This window comes from Amycolatopsis sp. PS_44_ISF1, assembly GCF_032335455.1.
GTDB lineage: Bacteria > Actinomycetota > Actinomycetes > Mycobacteriales > Pseudonocardiaceae > Amycolatopsis.
In genome coordinates this window covers 2368513-2392442 of the sequence record NZ_JANUXO010000002.1, presented here as the reverse complement: position 1 = coordinate 2392442, position 23930 = coordinate 2368513, and the positions used below count along the sequence as shown (strand labels likewise).

Sequence of the window (23930 nt, the reverse complement as noted above, 5' to 3'; positions counted from 1 at the left end):
AACTCACCTGTCGCACGACCCGACGAGGTGCGCCGGCACAACCGCACGACGCTGCTCCGCCTGCTGCACGTCAGCGGACCGAGCACGCGGGCGGTGCTGGCCACCGAGCTGGGGCTCAACCGCAGCACGATCAAGACGCTCGTCGACGGCCTCGCGGAAGCGGGCGTCGTCGAGGAGCGGGTGCCGAGGCCGGGACGGGGGGCGGGCCGCCCCTCGCTCCTGGTCCTGCCCCAGCCGCACGCGGCGGTGGTGCTCGCGGTCGACCTCCAGGTCGAGCACGTGGCCATCGCCCTGGTCGGGCTGGGCGGGCAGATCCTCGGCCGCAACAGCTGGAACCTGCACGGCCGCACCCGCACCCCGGACGAGGTGATCACGCACGTGATCGAGTCGGCGGCGGTGCTGGCCGGCGACCTCGGCGTGGAGCCGGTGGCGGCCGGGGTGTCCGTGCCCGGGGTGGTGCGCCGCGCCGACGGTTACGTGCACGAGGCCCCCAACCTCCGCTGGACCGACGTCGCCCTCGGCGACCGGCTGACCGCCGTGCTGCGGATCCCGATCCTGGTCGGCAACGACGCGGAGCTGGGCGCGGTGGCCGAGCACCTGCGCGGCGCGGCCCGCGGCTCGTCCGACGCCGTGTACGTCTCCGCGGACGTGGGCGTGGGCGGCGGTGTGATCTCGCAGGGCTCGTCGCTGCGGGGCGGGGCGGGGTACGTCGGGGAGATCGGCCACATGGTCGTCCGCCCGGGCGGACGACCCTGCTACTGCGGCAGCAGCGGCTGCTGGGAGACCGAGATCGGCGAGGCCGCGCTGTGCCGGGCGCTGGGCCTGCCGGAGGTGAGCACCCGCGGGTCCATCCTGGTCGAGCTGCGGGAGCTGGCCCGCAAACCGGAAGAAGCGGCGTCACGGCTCGGGGAGTTCGCCGAGTGGCTGACCCTGGGCCTGGTCAACGTGGTCAACCTGCTGGGCCCGCAGCTGGTCGTGCTGGGCGACCTGCTCACGGTGCTGCCGGAGCCGGTGGTCCAGTCGGTGGCCGAGGAGGTCGGCCGGCGCAGCCTGGTCAGCCGCGCGGTGGGCGGCACCCGGATCCTCAGCTCGGCCCTCGGCGCGGACGGCAAGCTGCTGGGCGCGGCCGAGGTGGCGTTCGAAGTGGTCCTGGACACGTTCTGAGCCGCTCCGGTGGGCCGCTCCGGTCCGGGAGATCGCGGGCGAAGGACCCCGGAACGCCGGAAGCGGCAGGCACATCGGGTGCCTGCCGCTTCCGGTCGAGTTCCTTGGGGACCCCTACTTCTGGATCTCCGCGGCCAGCTCCTTGAGCTTGGCCTCGTGCTCACGGGCGTGGTGCCCGCAGAAGAGCAGTTCTCCTCCGGAGTTGAGCACCGCGCGTACTTGAGCCGCGGCCCCGCACCGGTCGCAACGGTCGAGGGCGGTCAATTCGGGGCGGGTGAGCGTGGGTGATGTCATGGGGGTCTCCCTCCGTCCCGGTACCGGTCACCCGGTACCTAGATCCAGCTACGCCCACTTCGGGACTGACGCCTTCGGCGGGATCGCCTCCGGCTCCGCGGTGTTCGTGCTTCCACTCTTGCAGACGTTCGGCGCCCCGCAAGTGTTCCCGCACCGGTGGGACCTGTGTCACGCCGAATTACCCCGGTTGTCGTAATGGTTTCCCGAGGAGTAGGACAGACCTACCGCGGAACCCCTGTTTTCCCAGCTCAGGATCGGTTCAGGGGTGGTCGCACGCCGTCTCATCGACCGGTCCGGCGCGGTCGCGGCACCGATCTTGTTCGTTCTCAGCGGAATCTTCAGGTGTGCCGGTGCAGCCATCGCGATCGGTCTTTTCGGGCACGCCACCCTTCGCCGTGAAGGTTCGCCTTCGGGTCGGGGTGCTCTCGACCGTGGTGCCGCTCGCGTTCGGCCGGCTCACGCGGCGACGCGTCGGCCGGGCCGGCTTCACCGTGCTGTTCGCCTTGGCGCCGGGGATACTGGCCCGGTCCCGGGAGGTGTGAATGACCAAGGCGGCGTCCGCAGTGGCCGATGAGCTGGCCGATGAGCTGGCCGCGGCCGGGGTGGCGGGGGTGCACCTGGCCTGGGCCGACAACAACGGGATCCCGCGCTCCCGCATCGTGCCGGTCGGCGGGCTCGCCGGCGCTGCGGTGAAGGGGGTCGGCGCGACTTCGCTGTTCGCGGTCTTCGACAGCCACGACGCCATCACCTACGGGCACGCGGGCCTCGCGACGCCGTCGGGCGACATCCGGCTGGTGCCGGTGCTGGAGCGGGTCCGGCGGCTGTCCGGGCAGCCCGCGCTGGCCTGGGCGCCGGCCCGGCAGCTCGCGGCCGACGGCTCGCCGTGGCCGTACTGCCAGCGCACGGTGCTCGAACGCGCCCTCGCCGAGGCCGGGCGTCGCGGGCTGGAGTTCCGGGCCGGCTACGAGCTGGAGTTCACCGTCGCGCCCGCCGACCGGCCCGGCTCGCCCGGGCACCCGGGCCCGGCCTACAGCCCGCACGCGCTGGTCGGCCTGGACGGGATCGTTTCCGCGCTACTGACCGGCTTCGCCGCGAACGGCCTGGAGATCGGCCAGCTGCACGCCGAGTACGGCGCGTCGCAGCTGGAGCTTTCCCTGGCCGCCACCGACCCGCTGTCCGCGGCCGACGACCAGCTGCTCGCCCGCCAGACCATCCACGCCGCCGCCCACGCCCACGGGCTGGCGGTGAGTTTCGCGCCGCTGGTGGGCCTCGGCGCGGCCGGCAACGGCTGGCACCTGCACACGTCGGTGTCACGCCAGGGCCGCAACCTGCTGTCCGGCGAGGGGCGGCCGAGCGGCGAAGGGGCCGCATACGTCGGCGGGCTGCTGAGGGACCTGCCGGCGCTCACCGCGGTCACGGCACCCAGCGTGCCCTCGACGCTGCGGCTGCGGCCGGGGTTCTTCGCCGGTGCGTACTCGTTCTGGGGAGTCGAGAACCGCGAAGCGCCACTTCGGTACGTACCGGGTTCGAAGCTGCTGGGGCCGGACCACGCGAACGTCGAGCTGAAGACGTCCGACGCCTCGGCGAACCCGTACCTGGCGCTGGCCGTGGTGCTCGCCGCCGGAATGGCCGGGATCGAGGACGGCGCGGAGCTGCCTGAGCCGATCGGGCAGGATCCGGGCGGCTGGACCGAGGAGGAGCGCGCGGCCCGGGGGGTGGCCCTGCTGCCCGCGAGCCCGCAGGAGCAGGACGCGGCGCTGCTCGCGTCGCCCCGGGTGTCGGGCGCGCTCGGCGAAGAGCTGCTCGGGGCGTTTCGCGCGGTGCGTGCGTCCGACGCGCAGTGGGCAGCGGAACGCAGTCTCGAAGAGATCGTCGACGCGCATCGGTGGCGGTACTGAGCGCGATGTCCTTTAGCCACACCGGCCTGTCCGGGGCGCCGGGACGAGCCGCCGCAGCGGGCCCGGCTCGATTACCTGGACACCGGTGTCCCTCCATTGTGGACGAATACCGTGACCGCCGGGGTCAGCCGGCTCGTTCGCCGTCCGGGGCCAGCCGGGAGTGCTTGCGGCCGTAGCTGAAGTAGATCACCAGCCCCAGGCCCAGCCAGACCGCGAACCGGATCCAGGTGAGCACGTCGAGGTTCAGCATCAGGTAGAAGCAGGCCACCGCCGCGACGATCGGCAGCACCGGGGAGAACGGCACGGTGAACGGCCGCTTCAGGTCCGGCCGGCGCTTGCGCAGCAGCGGTACGGCCACCGCGACGATGATCATCGCGGACAGGGCGCCGATGCTGACCATGTCGGCCAGCGCGGAGATCGGCACGAAGGCGGCCAGCCCGGCGATCAGCACGGCCCCGGCGATGGTCATCCGGTGCGGGGTGCCCCAGCGCGGGTGCGGCCGGCCGATCGCCGGGGGCAGCAGCCCGTCGCGGCCCATGGCGAAGCCGATCCGGCCGATGGTCACCAGCTCCACCATCATCACCGAGGTCAGCCCGGTCACGGCGCCGAGCGAGATCAGCGCGCCCACCCAGTGCTGGCCGACGCGGTCGAAGGCGTCCGCGAGCGGGGCGCCGGTGTCGATTTCGGTGAACGGGATCATCCCGGTCAGCACGATCGAGACGCCGATGTAGAGCACCGCGCACACGGCGAGCGCGCCGAGGATGCCGACCCGCAGGTCCTTGCGCGGGTTGATGGTCTCCTCGCCCAGGTTGGCCAGCGCTTCGAACCCGGTGTAGGCGAAGAACACCACGGCCGCGGCGGTGACCATGCCCGCCACTCCGTACATGCTCTGCTCCAGCCCCAGTGCGGCCTGGACCACCGGCTGGTGCAGCGAACCCGTGCCCTCGGCCGCGGGCTGCGCGGGCGGGATGAACGGGGTCAGGTTGGCGCGGTCGACGAAGAACGCGCCGACCGCCAGGATCAGCACGCACACCGCGACCTTGACCACCACCAGCAGGTTGGTCAGCCAGGCCGACTCCTTGATCCCCCGCACCGCGACCACGGTCAGCACGGCGATGATCAGCACGGCGCCGACGTTGACCTTCGCGTCCTCGCCGAACCAGGCCGGCGAGAGCCCGAGCAGGTTCGCCAGGTAGCCGGACCAGCCGCGGGAGACCACGGCCGCGCCGAGCGCGAATTCCAGCAGCAGGTCCCAGCCGATGATCCAGGCGAACACCTCCCCGAGCGTGGCGAAGGCGTAGGTGTAGGCGCTGCCCGCGGTCGGGACGCTGGAGGCCAGTTCGGCGTAGCACAGCGCCGCGAGCCCGGCGACCACCGCGCCGAGCACGAACGACAGCGTGACCGACGGCCCGGCGTGCGTCTTGGCCTCCACGCCCGCCAGGGTGAAGATGCCGGTGCCGATGATGATGCCGACGCCGAACCCGATCAGGTCGCGTCCCCGCAGCCGCCGCTTCAGCTCGCCCGAGTCCTGCCGCTTGAGGACCTCGTCGACGTCCAGAGTTCTGCGCACACCCATGGGGGCACGGTAGAAGCTCGGGGGCGCTCCCGCAGATCGGCCCGGCCGGCGGGAAAAACCGGCTTCACCGCCCGGCCGGGACCGCCCCCGCAACCGGTCCGAACGGCGGCGCATCGAGGATGCGCTGCGGCAGTGCGGAGGGCCACGCCGCGCACCGCGGCTGTGCGGAGCTGCGGATCGGTGCCTGCTGGTCCCCGGGCCGGGAGCACCCGCCCGTGGCTCACGCGCTTGCGGCCCGGCTGCGCCCGCGCGCACCTGGCAGGATGCCCCGGTGGACTTCCACCCGAAAGACCGGCCTGAGCACGCGTTCCAGCGATCGCTGACCGCGGATGAGGTCGAGCTGCTCTGCCACCGCGCCTTCGGGACGGGGACCGAGGTGCGGTCGGCCACGGAACTCGGGCTCGGCTCGTACAACACGGTCTACCGCGTGGAGCTGGACTCGGGCCCGGTCATCCTGCGCGTGGCGCCGGAACCCGCGCGGCAGACGCGGACCGAGCGGCAGTTCCTGCGCAACGAGTACTTCGCCGCGCCGTACTTCGCGCCCATCGCCCCCCTGCTGCCGCGCACGCTGGCCGCGGACTTCACCCACCAGGCGATCGGGCGGGATCACGTGTTCCAGGCCGTGCTCGCCGGACGGCCCGCTCCCGAGGTGCTGCCGACGCACGAGCGGTCCGCGCACGGGCGGTACTTCCGGCAGCTGGGCACGATCACCCGCGCGATCCACGATGTCCGGGGCCCCGGGTTCGGCGTCGTCTCGGGCCCGCACTTTGCGCGGTGGAGCGAAGCGCTCGTCGCGTACTTCGCGGACAACGCGGCCGACGTCGAAGACCTTGGCCTCGACGCGTCGGACCTTCGTGAGGTCGCCGAACACGCGCAACGCGACGCGGATGTGCTCGACGAGATCACCGAACCCCGCCTGCTGCACGGAGACCTGTGGCACATCAACGTGATGGTGGCCCCGGACCTCACCGTCACCGGGGTCTTCGACCACGACCGAAGCTGGTGGGGCGACCCCGCGGCGGACTGGACGATCCGCGTGGCGTCCGCGAAGCCCGGCACGGAGCGCGACGCCTTCTGGGACACCTACGGCCGGACGGCCGACTCCCCGCAATCCCGCCGGCGCGCCCTGTACTACCGCGCCCGCCACGTCGGCGCCGTCCGGCTGGAACGCCACCGCTTCGGCCAGGACGAACGGCTGGCGGAATCCTTCCTGGAACTGGCCGGGGTCCTGGCCGAGCTGCGGCGGCGCTGACGGCGGGCCCAGCTCGGCGGAGGCCCTACGAAGAGGGGTCCGACCCCCGCAGCGCCGCCCACCAGAAGCCGAACGCCGCCACGAGCACGGTGATCACCAGCCAGCCGCCGAAGCCGCTGCCGTCGACCAGGGCCCAGAAGACGCCGACCACCGGGGCGACCGCCAGCACCGGCAGGTCCGCGCGGAACTGCCGGGCCATCGACACCGGTCGCGCCGCCGCCGCTTCGCGTTCGGCATCGGGGGCGACCGGGTTGTCCGTGCGCCGGCCACGCGGTTCGGAAGAACGCACCGCGCCGGACGGGTACAGCAGCTCACCCACGCCGCCAGGCCCGTCAGCGCCGCTGATCCGGATCGCCACGTGCCGATCCCGCAACACGTCCCCGAGCACCTCGACCTTCGCCGGCGACGGCAGGCCGATCAGGCTGGGGGAGAAGTACACCGGGATCCACCGCGGCGTGGCCGTCTCGGTCTCGATCCACGAGCGGGCCAGCAGCCCGCGCTGCACCTTCACCCGCCGCACCGGCAGGCCCGCCCGGGCCTGGCCGCGAGCGGGCCGCAGGAACCGCGTCAGCAGCACGAAGACGTCGAAACCGAGCACCGCCACCGCCGCGACCACGGTCACCGTGGCGTAGGTGGACGCGCGGTCGGCCGTGACCAGGGGAGTCGCGCCGCGGGTGACCGCGTGGGTGGGGTGCGCGGGGTCGTAGACCACCGGGACCTGCGAGCCGGCCCGGGGGAGCGAACCGTCCAGGCCGATGCCGGCGGTCACGTCGGCGCCGCCGGGACCGGGGAAGCGCACGGTCACCGAGTCCTCGCCGGCGCGGACCACGGTGCCGGTGGTCTGCGTGCGCACGCCCCGCAGCTCGGCTTCGGCGTTCGAGAACTCCAGCAGCTGCAGCACGAACACCGCGGCGCACGCCAGCAGCGCCACCCCGCTGGTCAGCAGGAGGTGGCGCACCGGCCGCGTTCGGAGCAACTCTCGCACACCCATCACCTTAACCGTCTGAAAAGGACTGTCACGCAGAAGAGCGGCGCAGGCCACAGGGCCCGCGCCGCTCTCCCGGGAAGAGCTACCGCGCTACTTCACGAAACCCATCTTCGTGTAGTCGTACGGGGTGTTGGCGTAACCCGGCGAACCGAGGTTGGCCACGGTCTTGCGGGCGACGAACGCGCCGGGCGACTGGAAGATCGGGAGCTGGTGGCCCAGGGCCCAGATCTCCTTGTCGGCCGCGTTGATGTCGGCGGCCCGCTTGGTGTCGTCCAGCTCCTGGGCCGCGGTGTCGAGCAGCTGGTTCAGCTTGTCGTCACCGATGCGGCCGTAGTTCTGGCCGACGTTCTTCGGGTCCAGGTAGTAGATGGCCTTGCTGCCGCCGATCGGGAACGAGTTCGAGATCCAGCGGAAGTAGGTGATGTCGAAGTTGCCCACGTTCACGAAGTTCTTGAAGAACTCGGTGGTCGGCACGGCCTGGATGTCGAGGTTCACGCCGATCGCCTTCAGCTGCGACTGCAGGATCTGGCTGGTCTGCTGGCTGATCGGGGTGCCCGACGGGATGACCAGGCGGAGCTTGAGCTGCTTGCCGTCCTGGGCGCGGAAGTCACCGGACTGCTTCCAGCCGAGCTGGTCGAGCGCGGACTTGGCGGCGTCGGTGTTGAACTTGTTGTCGCCGGAGTTGTCCGCGTAGTACTGGGAGCCCTTGAGGAACAGGTGGTTGCCCAGCGGCGTGGTGTCCTTCTGCATCTGCCCCAGGATCGACTTGCTGATCCCGACGGTGTCGATGCCCTTGATGATCGCCAGCCGCAGGTCCTTGTCGGCCAGGATCGAGCCCTGCGCACCGTTGAAGGTGATGTGCGAGTAGTCCGGGTAGGTGGACTGGCGCACGACCGCGTTCGCGTCGGCCTGCGCCCGCTTGAACGTGTTGATGTCGTTGTTGATCGCGTAGTAGTCGATCTGGCCGTTGGCGAAGGCGTCCGGCTGCGCGGAGCGGTCCACGACCTTGTAGGTCACGGTGTCCAGCTTCGGCTTGTCGCCCCACCAGCTCGGGTCACGCTCGAGCACCACGGTCTTGGCCGTCTGGTCGATGGTCTTGACCTTGAACGGACCCGCGGTGATGGCCGGGGTGGCCGCCCAGCCCTTGTTGAAGGTGTTCGGGTCGGAGTTCAGCTCCTTGGGGTACAGCGGGCTGAACAGCGCCTTCCACTCGGCGAACTTCTTCGCGAAGGTGACCTTCACGTCGAGGTCGTCGGTGCCCTTCTCGACCTTGGCGATGTCCTCGTACCCGGTCGCGCCGGAGATCTGGTAGGCCGCGTCCTTGCCGGAGACCGCCTTGGCCTGCGCGGCGAAGTCCTCCCAGGAGAACTGCCGGCCGTTGCTCCACTTGGCCTGCGGGTTGATCTTGTACTCGATCACCTGCGGGTCGGTGCTGATCACCTCGGCCGAGGTCAGGTAGGCCTTGTTCAGCCCGACGCTGGCGTCGGCGTTCTGCGGGAACGGGTACGGGAAGATGGCGCCGAACATGCTCGCGCCGTCCAGGACCGTGCCGTCGATCTCGTTGTAGTTCCAGTTGTCCGGCAGCTGGTCGACCGCCCACTGGAGGTTGCCGCCGTCTTTGAGCTGGTCGACCGGCATCGCGTTGATGTCGGAGGTCTTCACCCCATTGCTGCCGGCGTCCTGGAGACCGCTGTTCCCGCCGCTGCTGCCACTGCCGCAGGCGGACAGGATCAGCGCCAGGGCGGCAACGGGTGCCACGAGCGCGGCCATACTCCGTCGCTTCATCATTACCTCTCTTTTCCCTGTGTTGCCAACGGATGTGTGGCTACACGACTTCGCGGGTCTGGGCGTAGTGGCAGGCGACGTCGTGGTCGGCGGCGTGGGACTCCCGCAGCGGCTCGACGTCGATGCACTTGCGTTGGTCCGGTTCGGGCAGGTGCGCGAACACGAAGCAGCGCGTGCGGAACCGGCAGCCGGACGGCGGGTTCGCCGGGCTGGGCAGGTCGCCGGTCAGGATGATCCGGCTCCGCTCGCGCTCCTTGACCGGGTCCGGGACCGGGATCGCGGACAGCAGGGCCTGGGTGTACGGGTGCTGCGGCGCGTCGAACACCGTCTGCACGTCGCCGATCTCGACGATCTTGCCGAGGTACATCACGGCCACCCGGTCGGCGATGTGCCGGACCACCGACAGGTCGTGCGCCACGAACAGGTAGGACAGGCCGAGCTTGGCCTTCAGCTCGTCGAGCAGGTTGATCACGCCCGCCTGGATCGACACGTCGAGCGCCGAAACCGGCTCGTCCAGCACGATCAGCTTGGGCTCCAGCGCGAGCGCCCGGGCGATGCCGATGCGCTGGCGCTGCCCGCCGGAGAACTCGGCCGGGTAGCGGTCGCGGTGCTCCGGGCGCAGCCCGACCAGCCCGAGCAGCTCGGGGATGCGCTGGTCGATGCGCTCCTTGTCGTACCCGTGCACGGCCATCGGCTCGGCGATGATGTCGCCGATCGGCAGTCGCGGGTCCAGCGCCGCCATCGGGTCCTGGAACACCACCTGCAGGTCGCGCCGGATGTTCTTGCGGTCCTTGCCGGCCAGCTTCGCGACGTCCTTGCCGAGCACCGCCACCGAACCGCCGGAAGGGGAGGCCAGCTCGAGGATCTCCATCAGCGTGGTCGACTTGCCGCAGCCGGACTCGCCGACCAGGCCCAGGGTCTCGCCCTCGACGATGTCGAAGCTCACCCCGTCGACCGCGCGGACGGTGCCGACCGTGCGCTTGAGGATCGTGCCCTTGCTGACCGGGTAGTGCTTGACCAGCTCCCGCACGTCGAGCACGGTCGTGCGCTCGGCCCGCGGCCGGGCCGCCACCGGGGGCGCCCCGATCACCTCGGCGCCGTAGACCTCGGCCGCGTCGGCTTCGGGCCGGGCCAGTTCTTCGGTGCGGATGCAGGCGGCCCGGTGCGTGGTGTCCACCGGCGCGTTCGGGTTGCCCGGCGTGATCGTGAACAGCTCCGGCTCGGCTTCGCGGCAGGCGTCGATGGCCAGCGGGCAGCGCGGCGCGAACGGGCAGCCGGACGGCAGGTCCACCAGCGACGGGGGCTGGCCCTCGATCGGCACCAGCGGCTGCTTCTCCCGCGCGTCCACCCGCGGGATCGAGCCGAGCAGGCCCAGGGTGTAGGGCATCCGCGGCTGGGCGTAGATCGTCTCCACCGGGCCCTGCTCGACCGCGCGCCCGGCGTACATCACCATCAGCCGGTCGGCGAACCCGGCGACCACGCCGAGGTCGTGGGTGATGATCACGATGCCCGCGCCGGTGACCTCCTGCGCGGTCTTGAGCACCTCCAGCACCTGGGCCTGCACCGTCACGTCGAGCGCGGTGGTCGGCTCGTCGGCGATGATCAGGTCCGGGTCGTTGGCGATGGCGATGGCGATCACCGCGCGCTGGCGCATCCCGCCGGAGAACTCGTGCGGGAACGCCTTCGCGCGCTGGGCCGCGTTCGGGATGCCGACCAGGTCGAGCAGCTCCACGGCCCGGTTGTTGGCCTGCTGCTTGCTGATCCGGCCCTTGCCGTGCACCAGCAGGGCCTCGGCGATCTGCGCGCCGACGGTGTACACCGGGGTCAGCGCCGAAAGCGGGTCCTGGAAGACCATGGAGATCTTCTCGCCGCGGATCTTCGACAGGTCGGTGTCGGACTGGCCGATCAGCTCCCGGTCCTGGAACCGGATCGACCCGGACACCCGGGCCTGCGGGGGCAGCAGGCCCATCACGGCCAGCGAGGACACCGACTTGCCGGAGCCGGACTCGCCGACGATGCCCAGCACCTCACCGGCGGCGACCTGGTAGGACAGTCCGCGCACGGCGGTCACGCGACCGGACTCGGACGGGAACGAGACCTCGAGGTTCGCCACCTCGAGCACCGTGCCGGTCGGCTTCTCGGTCTCCGCGCCCAGGGCGAGTGCGGCGCTCATGCGTTGGCTCCAGCGGTGGTCGACGAAGTGGGGGAGGAGGTCTTCGCGGCGTTCTCCTTGACGCGCTTGCGCTCCTTGCGCCGCGACCGGCTCGACGACGGGTCCAGTGCGTCCCGCAGCCCGTCGCCGGCGAAGTTCACCGCGAGCACGGTGACCACCAGGAAGCCGGCCGGGATGTAGAACAGCCAGGGGAAGGTGCGCACCGCGTCGGAGCCCGCCGAGATCAGCGTGCCGAGCGAGACGTCCGGCGACTGCACGCCGAAGCCGAAGAACGACAGGGAGGTCTCGGTGATGATCGCGACGCCGACGTTGATCGTGGCGTCGATGATCAGCAGCGAGGCCATGTTGGGCACGATGTGCTTGGCGATGATCCGCCAGGCCGGCTGGCCCATGAACTTCGCGGCCTTGACGAACTCGCGCTCGCGCAGGGTCAGCGTCATGCCGCGCACGATGCGGGCGGTGATCATCCACTGGAACAGCGCGATCAGGCCGACCAGGATCAGCCAGGTCTTGCCGCGGAAGGCGGGCGAGAGGATCGAGATGATCAGGAACGGCGGCAGGATCAGCAGCAGGTCGACGACCCACATGGAGATCCGGTCGGTCCAGCCGCCGAAGTAGCCCGCGGCCGCGCCGACGATCGAGGCGACGCCGGTGGAGAACAACGCGGCCAGCAGGCCGATGGTCAGCGACTTCTGCAGCCCGCGCAGGGTCTGGGCGAACATGTCGCCGCCGATCTGGTTGGTGCCGAACCAGTGGTTGCCGTCCGGCGGCATCAGCGTCGCGTAGCTGTCGAGCTGGTCGTAGGCCCAGGGCGAGTACCAGGTGTAGGTGAAGGCCAGGACGTAGAACAGCACGATCACCGCGAGCGCGACGACCGCGAGCTTGTTGCGCAGGAAGCGGCGCAGCACGAGCTTGCCGCGGCTGGAGGACTTGGCGTCGGACTCGGTGTTCGGGTCGGTCGCCAGCACGGACGAGTCGACCAGGTCGGCCTCGTTGACCGGAGCGCTCATCAGATCCTCACCCTCGGGTCGAGCACGGCGTAGAGCACATCGGACAGCCACCCGGCGAACAGCACGCAGATGGCGATGAACAGGGTCACGGTGGCCACGATGTTGGTGTCCTGCTTCTGGATCCCCGTGACCAGCCAGTCGCCCATGCCGTACCAGCCGAAGATCCGCTCGGTGAAGATGCCGCCGGTGACCAGCAGCCCGAAACCGAACGCGAACAGCGTCGCCATGGGGATCAGCGCGGTGCGCAGTCCGTGCTTGAACAGCGCGCGCCGCCGGGTCAGCCCCTTGGCCTGCGCGGTGCGGAGGAAGTCGGAGCCCAGCACGTCGAGCATCGCCGAGCGCTGGTACCGGCTGTAGTAGGCCACCTGCGTGAGCACGATGGTCAGGGTCGGCACGATCAGGTGCTGCAGCCGGTCGAGCAGCACGTCGCCGAAGCCGCCGGTGACGTTGCCGGTCTCGCCCTGCACGATGAAGAACTGGTAGCCGTCGAGCAGGTTGTCGTTGACCGACTGCGCGCCCGCCTTGAGGATCGCGGCGATGACGAACACCGGGGTGGAGAGCACCACGAACGAGAACGTGGTGGCGATGTAGTCGCTGATCTTGTACTGCCGGATCGCGCTGACCACGCCGACCAGCACGCCGACGATGATGCCGATCGTGATGCCCAGCAGGAACAGCCGGAGGCTCACCCCGACGCGGCGGAACAACTCGTCGGTGATCGCCTGGTCGGCGACGGTCCGGCCGAAGTTGCCCTGGAACACGCCGGTGAGCCAGGTGACGAACCGCTCGGGGATCGGCTGGTTCAGGTAGAGCTCGGCCGCCTTGGCGTCGATCGTCGCCTGGGGCGCGGGGGGATTGCGCAGCTTGAGCGCGTCGAGCGGGCTGAACGCCAGCGACGCGAGGGAGAAGGCCGCGAAGGTGGCGACCAGGCACAGCGCCACGTAGTTGACCAGGCGGCGGAGGAGGAAGCCGATCACGGAGTCCTCGATTCATCGGAGGCGGAGGATCGGCTCCGCGCCGTCGGCCATGCCGGTTTTCCGCCCCATTGAGTTTTCATCGAAACCACTAGCCCGGTGCTGCCTTCCGAATGCGGACGCTCGTTGTCGGCGCAGCATAAACCGAACCGGGTACTTCTTTCTCCGCTCCCAGGCAACCAAACAATCACGATTTTCGGCGACCGGGGTGTGAACATCCGACTTTCGGGCGTGGTGAGACCGGGTTTGCCGAGGTAATCAATAGGCGGGGTTCGTAGCGGTGGGTACCGTGCCGGATACCGGCGATGACGCCGGTGAAATGTTTCGGATTGGCCCGGGAATGTTTCCGGAACGAACCGGAACGATGAAACGGACATATGGGACACCTGAACGGGTGCGGAGCCGGCCCCGGAACCGTCCACAATGGCTGGTCACGACGAAGAACCCCGCCACCGCGAGCGGTGACGGGGTTCCCGGTGCCGGAAGGGCCGGCCCGGCTCAGTCCAGGTAGTCGCGCAGCACCTGCGACCGCGACGGGTGCCGCAGCTTCGACATCGTCTTCGACTCGATCTGGCGGATGCGCTCCCGCGTGACGCCGTAGACCTGGCCGATCTCGTCCAGCGTGCGCGGCTGGCCGTCGGTGAGGCCGAACCGCAGCCGCACCACCCCCGCCTCGCGCTCGGACAGCGTCTGCAGCACCGATTGGAGCTGGTCCTGCAACAGCGTGAACGACACCGCGTCGACCGCCACGACGGCTTCGGAGTCTTCGATGAAGTCACCGAGCTGCGAATCGCCCTCGTCGCCGATGGTCTGGTCCAGCGAGATCGGCTCCCGCGCGTACTGCTGGATCTCCAGGACCTTCTCCGGGGAGATGTCCATTTCCTTGGCGAGCTCTTCGGGCGTGGGCTCGCGGCCGAGGTCCTGCAGGAGTTCGCGCTGTATCCGGCCGAGCTTGTTGATGACCTCGACCATGTGCACCGGGATGCGGATGGTGCGGGCCTGGTCGGCCATCGCCCGGGTGATCGCCTGGCGGATCCACCAGGTGGCGTAGGTGGAGAACTTGTAACCCTTGGTGTAGTCGAACTTCTCCACCGCGCGGATCAGGCCGAGGTTGCCCTCCTGGATCAGGTCCAGGAACGCCATGCCCCGGCCGGTGTAGCGCTTGGCCAGCGAGACCACGAGCCGGAGGTTGGCCTCCAGGAGGTGGTTCTTGGCCCGCTCCCCGTCGCGCACGATCCACTTGAGGTCGCGGCGCATCTGGGTGACGAGCTTTTCGCCCTCCTCCTCGGCGTTGCGCACGCGCTCGGCGGCGTAGAGACCGGCCTCGATCCGCTTGGCCAGCTCCACCTCCTCCTCGGCGTTGAGCAGCGCGACCTTGCCGATCTGCTTGAGGTAGGCGCGGACGGAGTCGGCCGAGGCGGTGAGCTCGGCGTCCTTGCGCGCCTGGCGCAGCGCCTCGGACTCCTCCTCGTCCCAGACGAAGTCCGGGTTGTCGGAGGAGGACTTGGGGCCCTTTTCGGCGGCGGCGTTGCGGCGGCGCTGCGCCGGCGTCTCCGCCTCCTCCTCGTCGTCGTCCTCGTCGTCGGTGGCGGCCTCGTCGGTGACCGTCTCGTCGACCACGTCGACCTCGACCTCTTCGAGGTCCGACAGGTCCGGTGTCTCGAGTTCGGCTTCGTCGAGCTCGACCGGGCCGTCCGGGTCCCCGTCCTCGGGCTTGGCGCCCTTCTTGGCCGGCGCCTTCTTCGCCGGGGCCTTCTTCGCGGCGGTCTTGCGCGCCGCGGGCTTCGCCGCGCCGGTGGCTGCCTCGTCGGCCGGCTCGCCGGCTGCGGTCGCTGTCTTCGTCCCGCTTCGGGTTGCGGTTCTTGCGGCTGCCACTTACGCCCTTTCGCAGCGGTCGATCATGACGAGCCGAGGTGTCGCCACCTCGGCTGCCTCACATTCGGGGAACACGCCTCGGCCTGCGGTTTTACGCCCCGCAGCCGTGGGCCGTGTTCCATTGTAACGACGGCCGGGCAGTGCGTCGCGAAGCGATCACCCTCCGACCTCCCGGACGGTTCCCGTGCGTGACCCCCCGGTGACCCAGGGAAGCCGTGCGCCCGGTCCGCCGGTCAGTGCCCGAGGCCCTCCACGGCGGCGGCCGCGGCCCCCACGATGCCCGCGTTGTTCTGCAGCGAGGCCACCACGACGGGGGTGCGGAGGTCGAGCAGCGGCACCCACTTCTCCGCCTTCTTGCTGACCCCGCCGCCGACGATGAACAGGTCCGGCCAGATCAGGTTCTCCAGCACGCCCAGGTAGCGGTGCACCCGCTTGGCCCACTGCGGGTAGCTCAGCCCCTCGTTGTCCTTCACCGAGGCCGCCGCGCGCTTCTCCGCGTCGTGCCCGTCGACCTCGAGGTGGCCGAACTCGGTGTTCGGCACGAGCCGCCCGTCGTGGAACACGGCGCTGCCGATCCCGGTGCCGAAGGTGAGCAGCGCGGTCACGCCGGTGCGGGCCGCCGGGTCGCCGAAGCGGATCTCGGCCATGCCGGCCGCGTCCGCGTCGTTGAGCATGGCCACGTTTTCGACGTCGAGCCCGAGCCGCTTGGCGAACAGCGCGTCCGCGTCGATGCCGATCCACTTGTGGTCGATGTTCGCCGCGGTGTGCGCGATGCCCTTCTTGACCACGGCGGGCAGGGTCACGCCGACCGGGCCGTCCCAGCCGGCCGCGTGCACGATCTCCGCGACCACGTCGGCCACCGCGTCCGGGGTCGACGGCTGCGGCGTGTCGATCCGGTGCCGCTCGCCGACGAGCTCCCCCCGCTCCAAATCGACCAGCGCGCCCTTGATCCCGCTGCCGCCGATGTCGATTCCGAAACCTCGGGTCGCCGTCACTGACGTGGTCCCTTCTCGCACGATTCAGAAGTCTGCTGCGGAGACTTTAACCGGATGTGGTGACATGTCGGACGTGGGCGTTGACGAGACGGTGCTGAAAAGCGTGGCCGAGCAGGTCGCGGCCGAGGCCGCGGAGCTGGTGCGGGCGGCGTGGGCCGCGATGCGGGCCGGCGGCCGGGTGCGGGTGGACACGAAGTCGGCGGACACCGACGTGGTCACCGCGGTGGACCGGGAGTCGGAGGAACTGGTGCGCACGCGGCTCGCGCGGCTGCGGCCGGGGGAGCCGGTGCTCGGCGAGGAGGGCGGCGGCTCGGCGGCGGCCGGCGGGGTCACGTGGGTGGTCGACCCGATCGACGGCACGGTCAACTTCCTCTACGGGCTGCCCTCGTTCGCGGTCTCGGTGGCCGCGCAGGTCGACGGGGAGTCGGTCGCGGGCGCGGTCGTCGAGCCGGTCAGCGGGCGGCGCTGGACGGCGGCGCGCGGCCAGGGTGCGTGGCTGGACGGGCAACGGCTGTCGGCGTCCACGCCGGCGCGGTTGGACCTTTCGCTCGTCGCCACCGGCTTCGCCTACGACGCCGGACGCCGGGTGCGTCAGGGGCGCTTCGCGGCCGAACTGGTGAGCCGGGTGCGAGACCTGCGCCGCAACGGCGCGGCGTCGCTGGAGCTGTGCGCCGTGGGCGCGGGCTGGCTCGACGCGTACGTCGAGCACGGCCTGCACCGCTGGGATTGGGCCGCGGGCGCCCTGGTGGCTTCGGAGGCGGGCGCGACGGTGCTCCTGCCGGGTTCGGCCCCGGATCTCGGCGACGACGTCACGTACGCCGCTTCACCGGCCATCGCCGCACAACTGCGCGAGACGCTCGTCGAGTGCGGAGCGGCCTCAGTCTGAGACGGGAACGGGCGCTCTAGCAGGTGACGTCGCGGGCCCCGGCCAGCAGCGTCTGGTCGATCACCGGCGTGCCCGGCCCGGTCGACTGCTCGCTGCTGCCGCCGCCCTGGTGCGCCTGGGACCAGTCGGTGAGCTGCTTGAGCACCTGAAGGGCCTCGGCGCGCGGACGGACGTCGTCGAAGCGGGTGCCGGTGCTCAGGTCGACGCTGGCGTCCTTGCGGTTGTCGCGCACCAGTTCCGCGCACGGCATGACCAGGCTGACCGTGCGGGCCGCGGTCGCGCCGTTCTCGCCGAACCGGATCTGGCCGCGGCACTTCGCGTCGCCCCGGGGGTAGGCCGGGTCGTTGCCCGGGTCGCCGACGGCGGTGAAGCCGAGGCTGCGCAGCGTGGTGGTGGCGATGCCGCCCTGGCCGCGCGTGCTGCTGGCGTTGAGCACCTTGAGCTGCACCTTGTCCGGCGGCACGGGGGAGCGGTCGTCGAGCCCGTTGTGCGGCACGGTGGTGAAGGTGGTGCCCGGCGGGGGCGTGGCCGCGGGGGTGCAGAGCACCGCCTCGTCGACGTCGCTGCGGCCGACCACGGCGTTCACCCAGACGAAGACCGCGCCCAGCGCGAGCACCCCGATCACGATCAGCGCGGGCAGCGGCCGGTGCTTGCGATAGGGCCGCGGCGCACCACGCTCCCCCGAGCCGTTCCCCGACGCCACCTGCCCCGTCCCTTCCCGAACGCGGGAACCCCGTTCCGGCCCGCCGCGAAACCACCGGCGCCGCCGGTGCCCCGGGACGCCGCGCCCGGTCCGCGGCACCCCGATCGGCGTAACCGACGGCGCGCCCCACGGACCCCTTCGTAGCCGGAGAGCCTAGGCGTTGCGCACCACGGCCGGTGGTGCGGGTCACCGTCCCCGGATCCACGTCGCGGCCCGGATCGGCGCCGCCGGTCCCCGTCCGGCGATCGCACCACGCCGACCTCCGCCGGAGCAAGCGGACCCGGCCTCCGGGTGATCCTCGCGACCAGGGCGCAACCCGAACGGATGAGGGGCGTCTCACCTGCGGGTTCCCCCTGTCGGGTGACGAATTCCGGGCAACCCGTGACTCGGTGCGGAGCGGCTTGACCGGTGAGCTACCCTTCGCGGGCTCCGGCCGCAGGAAGAGCGCGGGAAAGCTGAGACCGCGGTCACTGCGGAGGCCGGGCACAAACAGGGGCGCTGGAACGTTGACCAGCGGCACGGCGGGTTCGAAGGACAACACCTGAGGGCTCGGGAGAACACGACAAGCTGATTCGCAGGGGTGAGGGACACATGGCTACCGACTACGACGCTCCGCGCCGCAGCGAAGCCGACGAGCTGGCCGAAGACTCGTTGGAGGAACTGAAGGCCCGGCGCAACGAGAACCAGTCCGGCGTCGTCGACGTCGACGAGGACGCGAACGCCGAGAACTTCGAGCTTCCCGGCGCGGACCTCTCCGGGCTCTCCGGTGAGGACATGACCGTGAAGGTGGTGCCGAAGCAGGCGGACGAGTTCACCTGCTCGGTCTGCTTCCTGGTGCACCACCGCAGCCGGCTGGCCGAGGAGAGCGGCGGACGGCTGATCTGCCGCGACTGCGCCTGATCCGCGAGGGGCCGGCGGTGCTCAAGCCCGGGCCAGGCGGGGCTTGAGCCGGACCGGCACCGGAGTTTCCGGGCAGCACGGTCGGTTTCCGGACAGTGCAGTTTCTCCGGGAAGCACAGTTTCTCCGGACAGCACAGTTCTTCCGGAGAGCACCAGTTTCCGGGGAGCACGGCGGGGTGCACGGGGTTTTCAGGGAACACCCGCAGGTGCGGCGGGCGGGGAAGCTCGGGCGCGAGCTGGGCCAAGGGGGCCGGTCTTCCGGGACCGGCCCCCTTCCGCGTGTCCGGGAAGCGCCCGGGAAAAGCTTCAGGCGCGGGCGCGCAGCAGTTCGGCCACGCGCTCCGGGCGCCGGGTGCTGAACAGCCAGTACGGCGTCGGGTCGTCCGGGTCGGTCAGCTCCACCCGCACGGCCGGGCCGACCCAGCCGCGGTGCAGCACGAATGCGGCGGGGTCGCCGTCGCGGCCCATCGCGGCGCGCTTGGCCGCGGTCTCCAGCACCTCGACCGGTCCGGCGAAGCGCAGGGGTAGGTGGGCGTCGCCCACCCACAGCTCCGGCTCCTCGCCCCCGGTCACCCGCACGCGCGAACGGCCCAGCGAGAGCAGCAGCGCGGCCATCACCGGCACGGCGACGGCCAGCGGGATCCACAGCGGGATCGACGGGTAGCCCAGGTGGATCTCCACGCCGAGCAGGATCGCGCCCAGCATCGGCAGGGGCCAGCCCCACCACGGCACGTACAGCCGTTCGGAGTGCTTGATGCCGCTCGTCACGGCGGTGTTCCCGGTGTCGCCCACCCGGCCAGGGTAGTCTCGCCGCCCGTGTCCAGCGTTCAGGTACTCCTTTCCCGGCTCGACCCCGGCGTCCCGCTGCCGGCCTACGCGCGGCCCGGTGACGCGGGGGCCGACCTCGTCAGCACTTCGGACCTCGTCCTCGGCCCCGGTGAGCGCGCGGTGGTCGGCACCGGCGTCGCGATCGCGCTCCCCCCGGGCTACGCGGGGTTCGTCCACCCGCGCTCCGGGCTCGCCGCGCGGGTCGGGCTGTCGGTGGTGAACACCCCCGGCACGATCGACTGCGGCTACCGCGGTGAGATCCGCGTCTGCCTCATCAACCATGATCTGCGGGAGGCGGTGGTGCTCGCCCGCGGCGACCGGATCGCGCAGCTGGTCGTCCAGCGGGTGGAGCGCGCCGAATTCGTCGAGGTGGCCGAGCTCGGGGAGACCGAGCGCGGGGCCGGTGGCTACGGATCGACCGGCGGACACGCCACACTGGTGCCAGGCGGTCCCGGCACGGAACCGGGCGCCGGGGAAGGAACGGAGAACTAGTGGGGATTTTCGGACGCAAGCGCGGGTCCGGGGCCGAGGGGCCGGCCGAGCCCGGCGCCGGCGAGGCCAATGCCGGTAAGAGCGGCGCCGGTGAGAGCGGTGTCGCCGGCGAACCGGAAGATCAGCTGTCGGACACGGCCGACGGCCCGTTCGACGTCGCCGACGCCGAGGACGACGGCATCCCCCGGATCGACCTCGGCTCGGTCAAGGTGCCGGTGCCGGACGGCTCGCAGGTGCAGGTCGAGATGGACCCCGACGCCGGGGGCGTGCGCGCGGTGCACGTCGTCACCGAGCAGGGCCAGGTCACGGTCAGCGCGTACGCCGCGCCGCGCACCGGCGGGCTGTGGCGCGAGGTCGGCGCCGAGCTGGCCGACCAGCTTCGCGCCGACGGGGCCAAGGTGAACCTCGGCCGGGGCGAGTGGGGCCTGGAGCTCTCCGCCATCGTCGGCGACGTCGCGCTGCGGTTCGTCGGCGTCGACGGCCCGCGCTGGATGCTGCGCGGGGTCATCGCGGGCCCGCAGTCGCAGTCGGCGCAGGCCCCGGAGGTGCTGCGGGCGATCGTCCGTCACACGATCGTGGATCGCGGCACCTCGCCGATGCCGGTCCGCACGCCGCTCACCATCACGCTGCCGGAGGCCGTGGCCCAGCACATCGCCCAGCAGCAGGGCTGAACTCGAGCCGCCCCCGGCCTCTGGCCCCCGGTCCGCGTCGCCCGCGGCCCGGGGGCCAGAGGGCTTACCGGGCCAGGAAGTCAGGGGTCGCGGACAGGCTCACGAGGCGGTCGTGGCGCGCAGGTAGGCGAGCACGGTCGCGCGGCCCAGCGACTCCCGGTCGGCGCCGAGCGCGGCGAGGCTCGTCTCCCCGACGGTCGCGCGGGGGAGGGCACCGGCCCACTCGCGGGCGACGTCCGCCGGGTGGATCGGGTCGTCGGCGCACATGCCGATCCCGGCCGGCCCGGACAGCCCGCGCAGTTCGGCCGGCGTCGGGGCCGGCCGGGTGGCCGCGGCGCGCAAGCCGTCCGCCAGCCCGTCGCCGTGACGCCGCCAGGACCGGCGGAGTTCCGCGGCGAGCCACGGCGGGCTGCCGGCCTCGGCCTGCGCCAGCGCCGCCGCCACCCCGGAAGCGGCCACGAAGTCCGCTGAGAGCTTCGCGGCCAGTGACGCGGGTGCCTGGCCCGGTTCGCCGTTCCAGGCCGGGAGCGCGGCCAGCAGGCCCCCGCAGCGGCCCGGGTGGGCCACGGCCCACTCCGCGGACAGGTGCGCGCCGAACGAGATGCCGCCCACCAGCAACGTGCCGTGCCGGTCGGCCAGCCGGTCCAGCTCGGCCAGGAAGCATTCGGCCGTCGCCGCTCCGGGTACCGGCGGCACGGCGATCAGCGGGATGCCCAGCGCGGCCAGCGGGCCGGCGAACACGGACCGGACGAACACCTCGTCGGAGCCGGTTCCGGGCAGCAGTACGGCGGGCGGGTGCCGGATAACGGACGTCACGTTGCGATCTTGGCGCAAACCGGTTCCCCTGGTGGGGACCGCAGCTACGCTGGACACGCACGGGCCGTTGTGAAACCGGGGCCCCGGAGCACAGGAGCACACCATGTCCGCCAAAGACGGCGGCTACTTCAGCCGGTTGGTTCGCAAGCTGACCACCGACGTCGAAGACCTCGACGCCGACGACCTGTCCGAGTCGTCCCGGGCGGGCGGGGCGCAGCGGGCGTGCGACTGCCGGTCCGGGGAAGAGGTCACCGTGCTCGGCCGGCTGCGCAGCGTGGAGCTGTGCCCCACCGACGAAGCCGCCACGCTGGAGGCGGAGCTGTTCGACGGAACGCAGGGCGTGACGCTAATCTGGCTGGGCCGACGCCGGATCGCCGGTATCGAGCCGGGGCGGACCATCAAGGTCCGTGGCCGGATGGCCGAGCGCGCGGGCCAGAAGGTGCTGTACAACCCGTACTACGAACTCCAGAGCCCGGTGAGTTGATCAGCTGTCGTGACTGAGTCCCCCGCCCCCCGCGATGACGAGCACGTGCCCGAAGGCGGGGACGAGGAGAAGCCGCAGCCGACCCTGCTGGAGCAGATGGGCGGGGTGTCCGGCCTGGTCTACTCCTCGCTGCCGGTGATCGTGTTCGTGCTGGTGAACTCGATCTTCGGGCTGACCGCGGCGATCTGGGGCTCGATCGGCAGCGCGGTGGCCATCACCGTGTTGCGGCTGGTCCGCAAGGAGCCGCTGCAGCCCGCGATCTCCGGGTTCTTCGGTGTGGCCATCGCCGCCTTCATCGCCTTCCGCACCGGCTCGGCCAAGGGGTTCTTCCTCTTCGGCATCTGGGCCAGCCTGATCTACTGCGCTGTCTTCGTGATCTCGATCGTGGTCCGCTGGCCGCTGGCCGGCCTGGTCTGGAACGCGCTCAACGGCACCGGCCAGGCCTGGCGCAAGGACAAGTACTCGCGCTACGGCTACGACATCGCCACCTTCGTCATGGCGCTGATCTTCGCCGCCCGGTTCGTGGTGCAGCGCTGGCTCTACCAGAGCGACTACACCGGCTGGCTGGCCTTCGCCAAGATCGCCATGGGCTACCCGCTCTACGCGCTCGGCCTGCTCGTGGTGGTCTGGGCGGTCCGCCGCTCGGACAAGCGCCTCAAGGCCCTCGCCGAGGCGGAGCCGAAACCGGAAACCGACGCCGAGGCCGAAGCCCGGTTGCGTGAGAAGTACGCGCAGACCCCGACCCCCGAGGCCTGAGTCTCCCTCCGGCCACGCCACGGCGCCCCCCGCGGAAGTTCGCGAGGGGCGCCGTGGTGCGATCGGGGGCGCGTCAGTAGCCGAGCGCCGAGCGGATCTCCGGCTCCACGTCGGAGGTGGCCACGAACAGCAGCTCGTCGCCCGGCTCCAGCGGATCCTCCGGCTGCGGGACGATCACCCGGTCGCCGCGCAGGATGGTCACCAGGGCGGCGTCGCGCGGCAGGTCCAGTTCGCTGACCGGCTTGCCGGCCAGCGGGGTCTCCTCCGGCAGGGTCAGCTCGACCAGGTTGGCCTGGCTCTGGCGGAAGGTCATCAGCCGCACCAGGTCGCCGACGCTGACCGCCTCCTCGACCATCGCCGCGAGCATCCGCGGGGTGGACACGGCGACGTCGACGCCCCAGGCCTCGGTGAACAGCCATTCGTTGGCCGGGTTGTTCACCCGGGCCACCACCCGCCGCACGGCGAACTCGGTCTTGGCCAGCAGCGAGACCACCAGGTTGGCCTTGTCGTCGCCGGTGGCGGCGATCACCACGTCGCACTGCTCGATCCCGGACTCCTCCAGGATCGACACCTCGCACGCGTCGCCGAGCACCCAGTCGGCCCGCTCGACCGTGCCCGGGTCGAACTGGTCGGCCTGGCGCTCGATCAGCATCACCTGGTGCCGCCCGTCGATCAGCTCCACGGCGATCGAGCGCCCCACCGCGCCCGCACCGGCGATCGCGACCCGCATCAGTTCTCCTCTTCCGGAGCGCGGGCGGCCACGCTCGACACTTCGCTGACGGTGCCCGAGCGCGCCGCGACCCAGACGACGTCGTCGGCCTGCACCATGGTCTTGCTGTCCGGCAGCACCCCGGTGCCGAACCGCATGATGAACGCGACCCGGGCGCCGGTCACCTCCTGCAGGCTCTGCACGCTGTGCCCGGCCCAGTCCTCGTGCAGCGGCAGCGGCAGCAGCGCGACGTTGCCGGTCGGGTCGCGCCACGCGGAGGCGACGCCGTCGGGCAGCAGGGTGCGCAGGAACCGGTCGGTCGTCCACGGCACGGTCGCGACCGTCGGGATGCCCAGGCGCTCGTACACGGCGGCCCGCTTGTGGTCGTAGATCCGCGCCACCACGTGCTCGACGCCGAAGTTCTCCCGCGCGACCCGCGCGGAGATGATGTTGGAGTTGTCCCCGCTGGACACCGCCGCGAACGCGCCGGCCCGCTCGATGCCGGCCTCGATCAGCACCTGCCGGTCGAACCCGACGCCGAGCACCTGCCGCCCGTGGAAGTCGCTGCCCAGCCGCCGGAACGACTGCTGGTTCTTGTCGATGACGGCCACTTCGTGGCCGAGACGCTCCAGCGCCGCGGCCAGGGACACGCCGACCCGGCCGCATCCCATGATCACCACGTGCACGCGCTGCCTCCTCAG

General features: G+C 71.4%; 24 protein-coding genes. 10 read left to right on the top strand and 14 right to left on the bottom strand.

The features are described 5' to 3' along the window. Positions 1 to 27: 27 nt before the first annotated feature. Positions 28 to 1164 (top strand): ROK family protein, encoded by a 1137-nt coding sequence (locus NYF13_RS24860; RefSeq protein ID WP_396287708.1) that lies wholly within the window; start codon positions 28 to 30, stop codon positions 1162 to 1164. Between the two features lie 114 nt (positions 1165 to 1278). Here NYF13_RS24860 and NYF13_RS24855 read toward each other — a convergent pair whose 3' ends face one another. Beyond that, positions 1279 to 1458, bottom strand: coding sequence for a hypothetical protein (locus NYF13_RS24855; RefSeq protein ID WP_315660054.1), 180 nt, complete (start codon positions 1456 to 1458; stop codon positions 1279 to 1281). A 395-nt stretch (positions 1459 to 1853) separates the two neighbouring features. Between NYF13_RS24855 and NYF13_RS24850 the strand changes: the two genes are divergently transcribed. Then, positions 1854 to 2000, top strand: coding sequence for a hypothetical protein (locus tag NYF13_RS24850; RefSeq protein WP_315660053.1), 147 nt, complete (start codon positions 1854 to 1856; stop codon positions 1998 to 2000). Next, positions 2001 to 3356, top strand: coding sequence for a glutamine synthetase family protein (locus NYF13_RS24845; RefSeq protein WP_315660052.1), 1356 nt, complete (start codon positions 2001 to 2003; stop codon positions 3354 to 3356). It begins immediately after the preceding gene. Between the two features lie 124 nt (positions 3357 to 3480). On the opposite strand, the gene NYF13_RS24840 is transcribed toward NYF13_RS24845, so the two are convergent. Further along, the gene (locus NYF13_RS24840; RefSeq protein ID WP_315660051.1) at positions 3481 to 4932 is read right to left on the bottom strand and encodes an amino acid permease; all 1452 of its coding nucleotides are present in this window, start codon (positions 4930 to 4932) and stop codon (positions 3481 to 3483) included. 271 nt (positions 4933 to 5203) lie between these two features. Between NYF13_RS24840 and NYF13_RS24835 the strand changes: the two genes are divergently transcribed. Then, on the top strand, positions 5204 to 6184 hold the full coding sequence (locus NYF13_RS24835; RefSeq protein ID WP_315660049.1) for an aminoglycoside phosphotransferase family protein: 981 nt from the start codon (positions 5204 to 5206) through the stop codon (positions 6182 to 6184). 25 nt (positions 6185 to 6209) lie between these two features. Here NYF13_RS24835 and NYF13_RS24830 read toward each other — a convergent pair whose 3' ends face one another. The 7 genes from NYF13_RS24830 to ppgK form a co-directional block, all read right to left on the bottom strand. Further along, positions 6210 to 7169 (bottom strand): hypothetical protein, encoded by a 960-nt coding sequence (locus NYF13_RS24830; RefSeq protein WP_315660047.1) that lies wholly within the window; start codon positions 7167 to 7169, stop codon positions 6210 to 6212. A 93-nt stretch (positions 7170 to 7262) separates the two neighbouring features. Then, complete coding sequence (locus NYF13_RS24825; protein ID WP_315660046.1) at positions 7263 to 8957, bottom strand: ABC transporter family substrate-binding protein; 1695 nt, start codon at positions 8955 to 8957, stop codon at positions 7263 to 7265. A 40-nt stretch (positions 8958 to 8997) separates the two neighbouring features. After that, on the bottom strand, positions 8998 to 11130 hold the full coding sequence (locus tag NYF13_RS24820) for an ABC transporter ATP-binding protein (RefSeq protein WP_315660045.1): 2133 nt from the start codon (positions 11128 to 11130) through the stop codon (positions 8998 to 9000). Next, complete coding sequence (locus NYF13_RS24815; RefSeq protein WP_315660044.1) at positions 11127 to 12140, bottom strand: ABC transporter permease; 1014 nt, start codon at positions 12138 to 12140, stop codon at positions 11127 to 11129. The genes NYF13_RS24820 and NYF13_RS24815 overlap by 4 nt, the downstream gene beginning before the upstream one ends. Continuing rightward, a complete protein-coding gene (locus tag NYF13_RS24810; RefSeq protein ID WP_315660043.1) occupies positions 12140 to 13117 on the bottom strand; it encodes an ABC transporter permease in 978 nt (325 codons plus the stop codon). Before NYF13_RS24810 ends, NYF13_RS24815 begins: the two co-directional genes overlap by 1 nt. A 495-nt stretch (positions 13118 to 13612) precedes the next feature. Beyond that, positions 13613 to 14989 (bottom strand): RNA polymerase sigma factor, encoded by a 1377-nt coding sequence (locus NYF13_RS24805; RefSeq protein ID WP_315660042.1) that lies wholly within the window; start codon positions 14987 to 14989, stop codon positions 13613 to 13615. A gap of 233 nt (positions 14990 to 15222) precedes the next feature. After that, on the bottom strand, positions 15223 to 15984 hold the full coding sequence (ppgK, locus tag NYF13_RS24800) for a polyphosphate--glucose phosphotransferase (RefSeq protein WP_315660041.1): 762 nt from the start codon (positions 15982 to 15984) through the stop codon (positions 15223 to 15225). Positions 15985 to 16048: 64 nt separating this feature from the next. Here ppgK and NYF13_RS24795 point away from each other — a divergent pair, with 64 nt between their 5' ends. Further along, positions 16049 to 16870, top strand: coding sequence for an inositol monophosphatase family protein (locus NYF13_RS24795; RefSeq protein WP_315660040.1), 822 nt, complete (start codon positions 16049 to 16051; stop codon positions 16868 to 16870). 16 nt (positions 16871 to 16886) lie between these two features. Here NYF13_RS24795 and cei read toward each other — a convergent pair whose 3' ends face one another. Next, positions 16887 to 17573 (bottom strand): envelope integrity protein Cei, encoded by a 687-nt coding sequence (cei, locus tag NYF13_RS24790; protein WP_315660039.1) that lies wholly within the window; start codon positions 17571 to 17573, stop codon positions 16887 to 16889. A 591-nt stretch (positions 17574 to 18164) separates the two neighbouring features. On the opposite strand from cei, the gene NYF13_RS24785 reads away from it, so the two are divergent. Then, positions 18165 to 18473: a DUF4193 domain-containing protein gene (locus NYF13_RS24785; protein WP_091617885.1), complete on the top strand. Its 309-nt coding sequence runs from the start codon at positions 18165 to 18167 to the stop codon at positions 18471 to 18473. 306 nt (positions 18474 to 18779) lie between these two features. Here the strand turns inward: NYF13_RS24785 and NYF13_RS24780 are convergent, their stop codons facing one another. Further along, a complete protein-coding gene (locus NYF13_RS24780; protein ID WP_315660038.1) occupies positions 18780 to 19265 on the bottom strand; it encodes a DUF3093 domain-containing protein in 486 nt (161 codons plus the stop codon). A gap of 24 nt (positions 19266 to 19289) precedes the next feature. Between NYF13_RS24780 and dut the strand changes: the two genes are divergently transcribed. Both dut and NYF13_RS24770 read left to right on the top strand, forming a co-directional pair. After that, on the top strand, positions 19290 to 19793 hold the full coding sequence (gene dut, locus NYF13_RS24775; protein ID WP_315660037.1) for a dUTP diphosphatase: 504 nt from the start codon (positions 19290 to 19292) through the stop codon (positions 19791 to 19793). Beyond that, positions 19793 to 20464 carry a DUF3710 domain-containing protein gene (locus tag NYF13_RS24770; protein WP_315660036.1) on the top strand — a complete coding sequence of 224 codons (672 nt, stop codon included), beginning with the start codon at positions 19793 to 19795 and terminating at the stop codon, positions 20462 to 20464. Before dut ends, NYF13_RS24770 begins: the two co-directional genes overlap by 1 nt. A gap of 99 nt (positions 20465 to 20563) precedes the next feature. On the opposite strand, the gene NYF13_RS24765 is transcribed toward NYF13_RS24770, so the two are convergent. Continuing rightward, positions 20564 to 21280 carry an alpha/beta hydrolase gene (locus NYF13_RS24765; protein ID WP_315660035.1) on the bottom strand — a complete coding sequence of 239 codons (717 nt, stop codon included), beginning with the start codon at positions 21278 to 21280 and terminating at the stop codon, positions 20564 to 20566. A gap of 103 nt (positions 21281 to 21383) precedes the next feature. On the opposite strand from NYF13_RS24765, the gene NYF13_RS24760 reads away from it, so the two are divergent. Both NYF13_RS24760 and NYF13_RS24755 read left to right on the top strand, forming a co-directional pair. Next, positions 21384 to 21764, top strand: coding sequence for an OB-fold nucleic acid binding domain-containing protein (locus NYF13_RS24760; protein ID WP_315660034.1), 381 nt, complete (start codon positions 21384 to 21386; stop codon positions 21762 to 21764). Between the two features lie 9 nt (positions 21765 to 21773). Then, complete coding sequence (locus NYF13_RS24755) at positions 21774 to 22520, top strand: DUF3159 domain-containing protein (protein ID WP_396287635.1); 747 nt, start codon at positions 21774 to 21776, stop codon at positions 22518 to 22520. Between the two features lie 73 nt (positions 22521 to 22593). Here NYF13_RS24755 and NYF13_RS24750 read toward each other — a convergent pair whose 3' ends face one another. Both NYF13_RS24750 and NYF13_RS24745 read right to left on the bottom strand, forming a co-directional pair. Next, positions 22594 to 23250: a TrkA family potassium uptake protein gene (locus tag NYF13_RS24750; protein WP_315660032.1), complete on the bottom strand. Its 657-nt coding sequence runs from the start codon at positions 23248 to 23250 to the stop codon at positions 22594 to 22596. Continuing rightward, positions 23250 to 23930 carry a potassium channel family protein gene (locus tag NYF13_RS24745; RefSeq protein WP_396287707.1) on the bottom strand — a complete coding sequence of 227 codons (681 nt, stop codon included), beginning with the start codon at positions 23928 to 23930 and terminating at the stop codon, positions 23250 to 23252. The genes NYF13_RS24750 and NYF13_RS24745 overlap by 1 nt, the downstream gene beginning before the upstream one ends.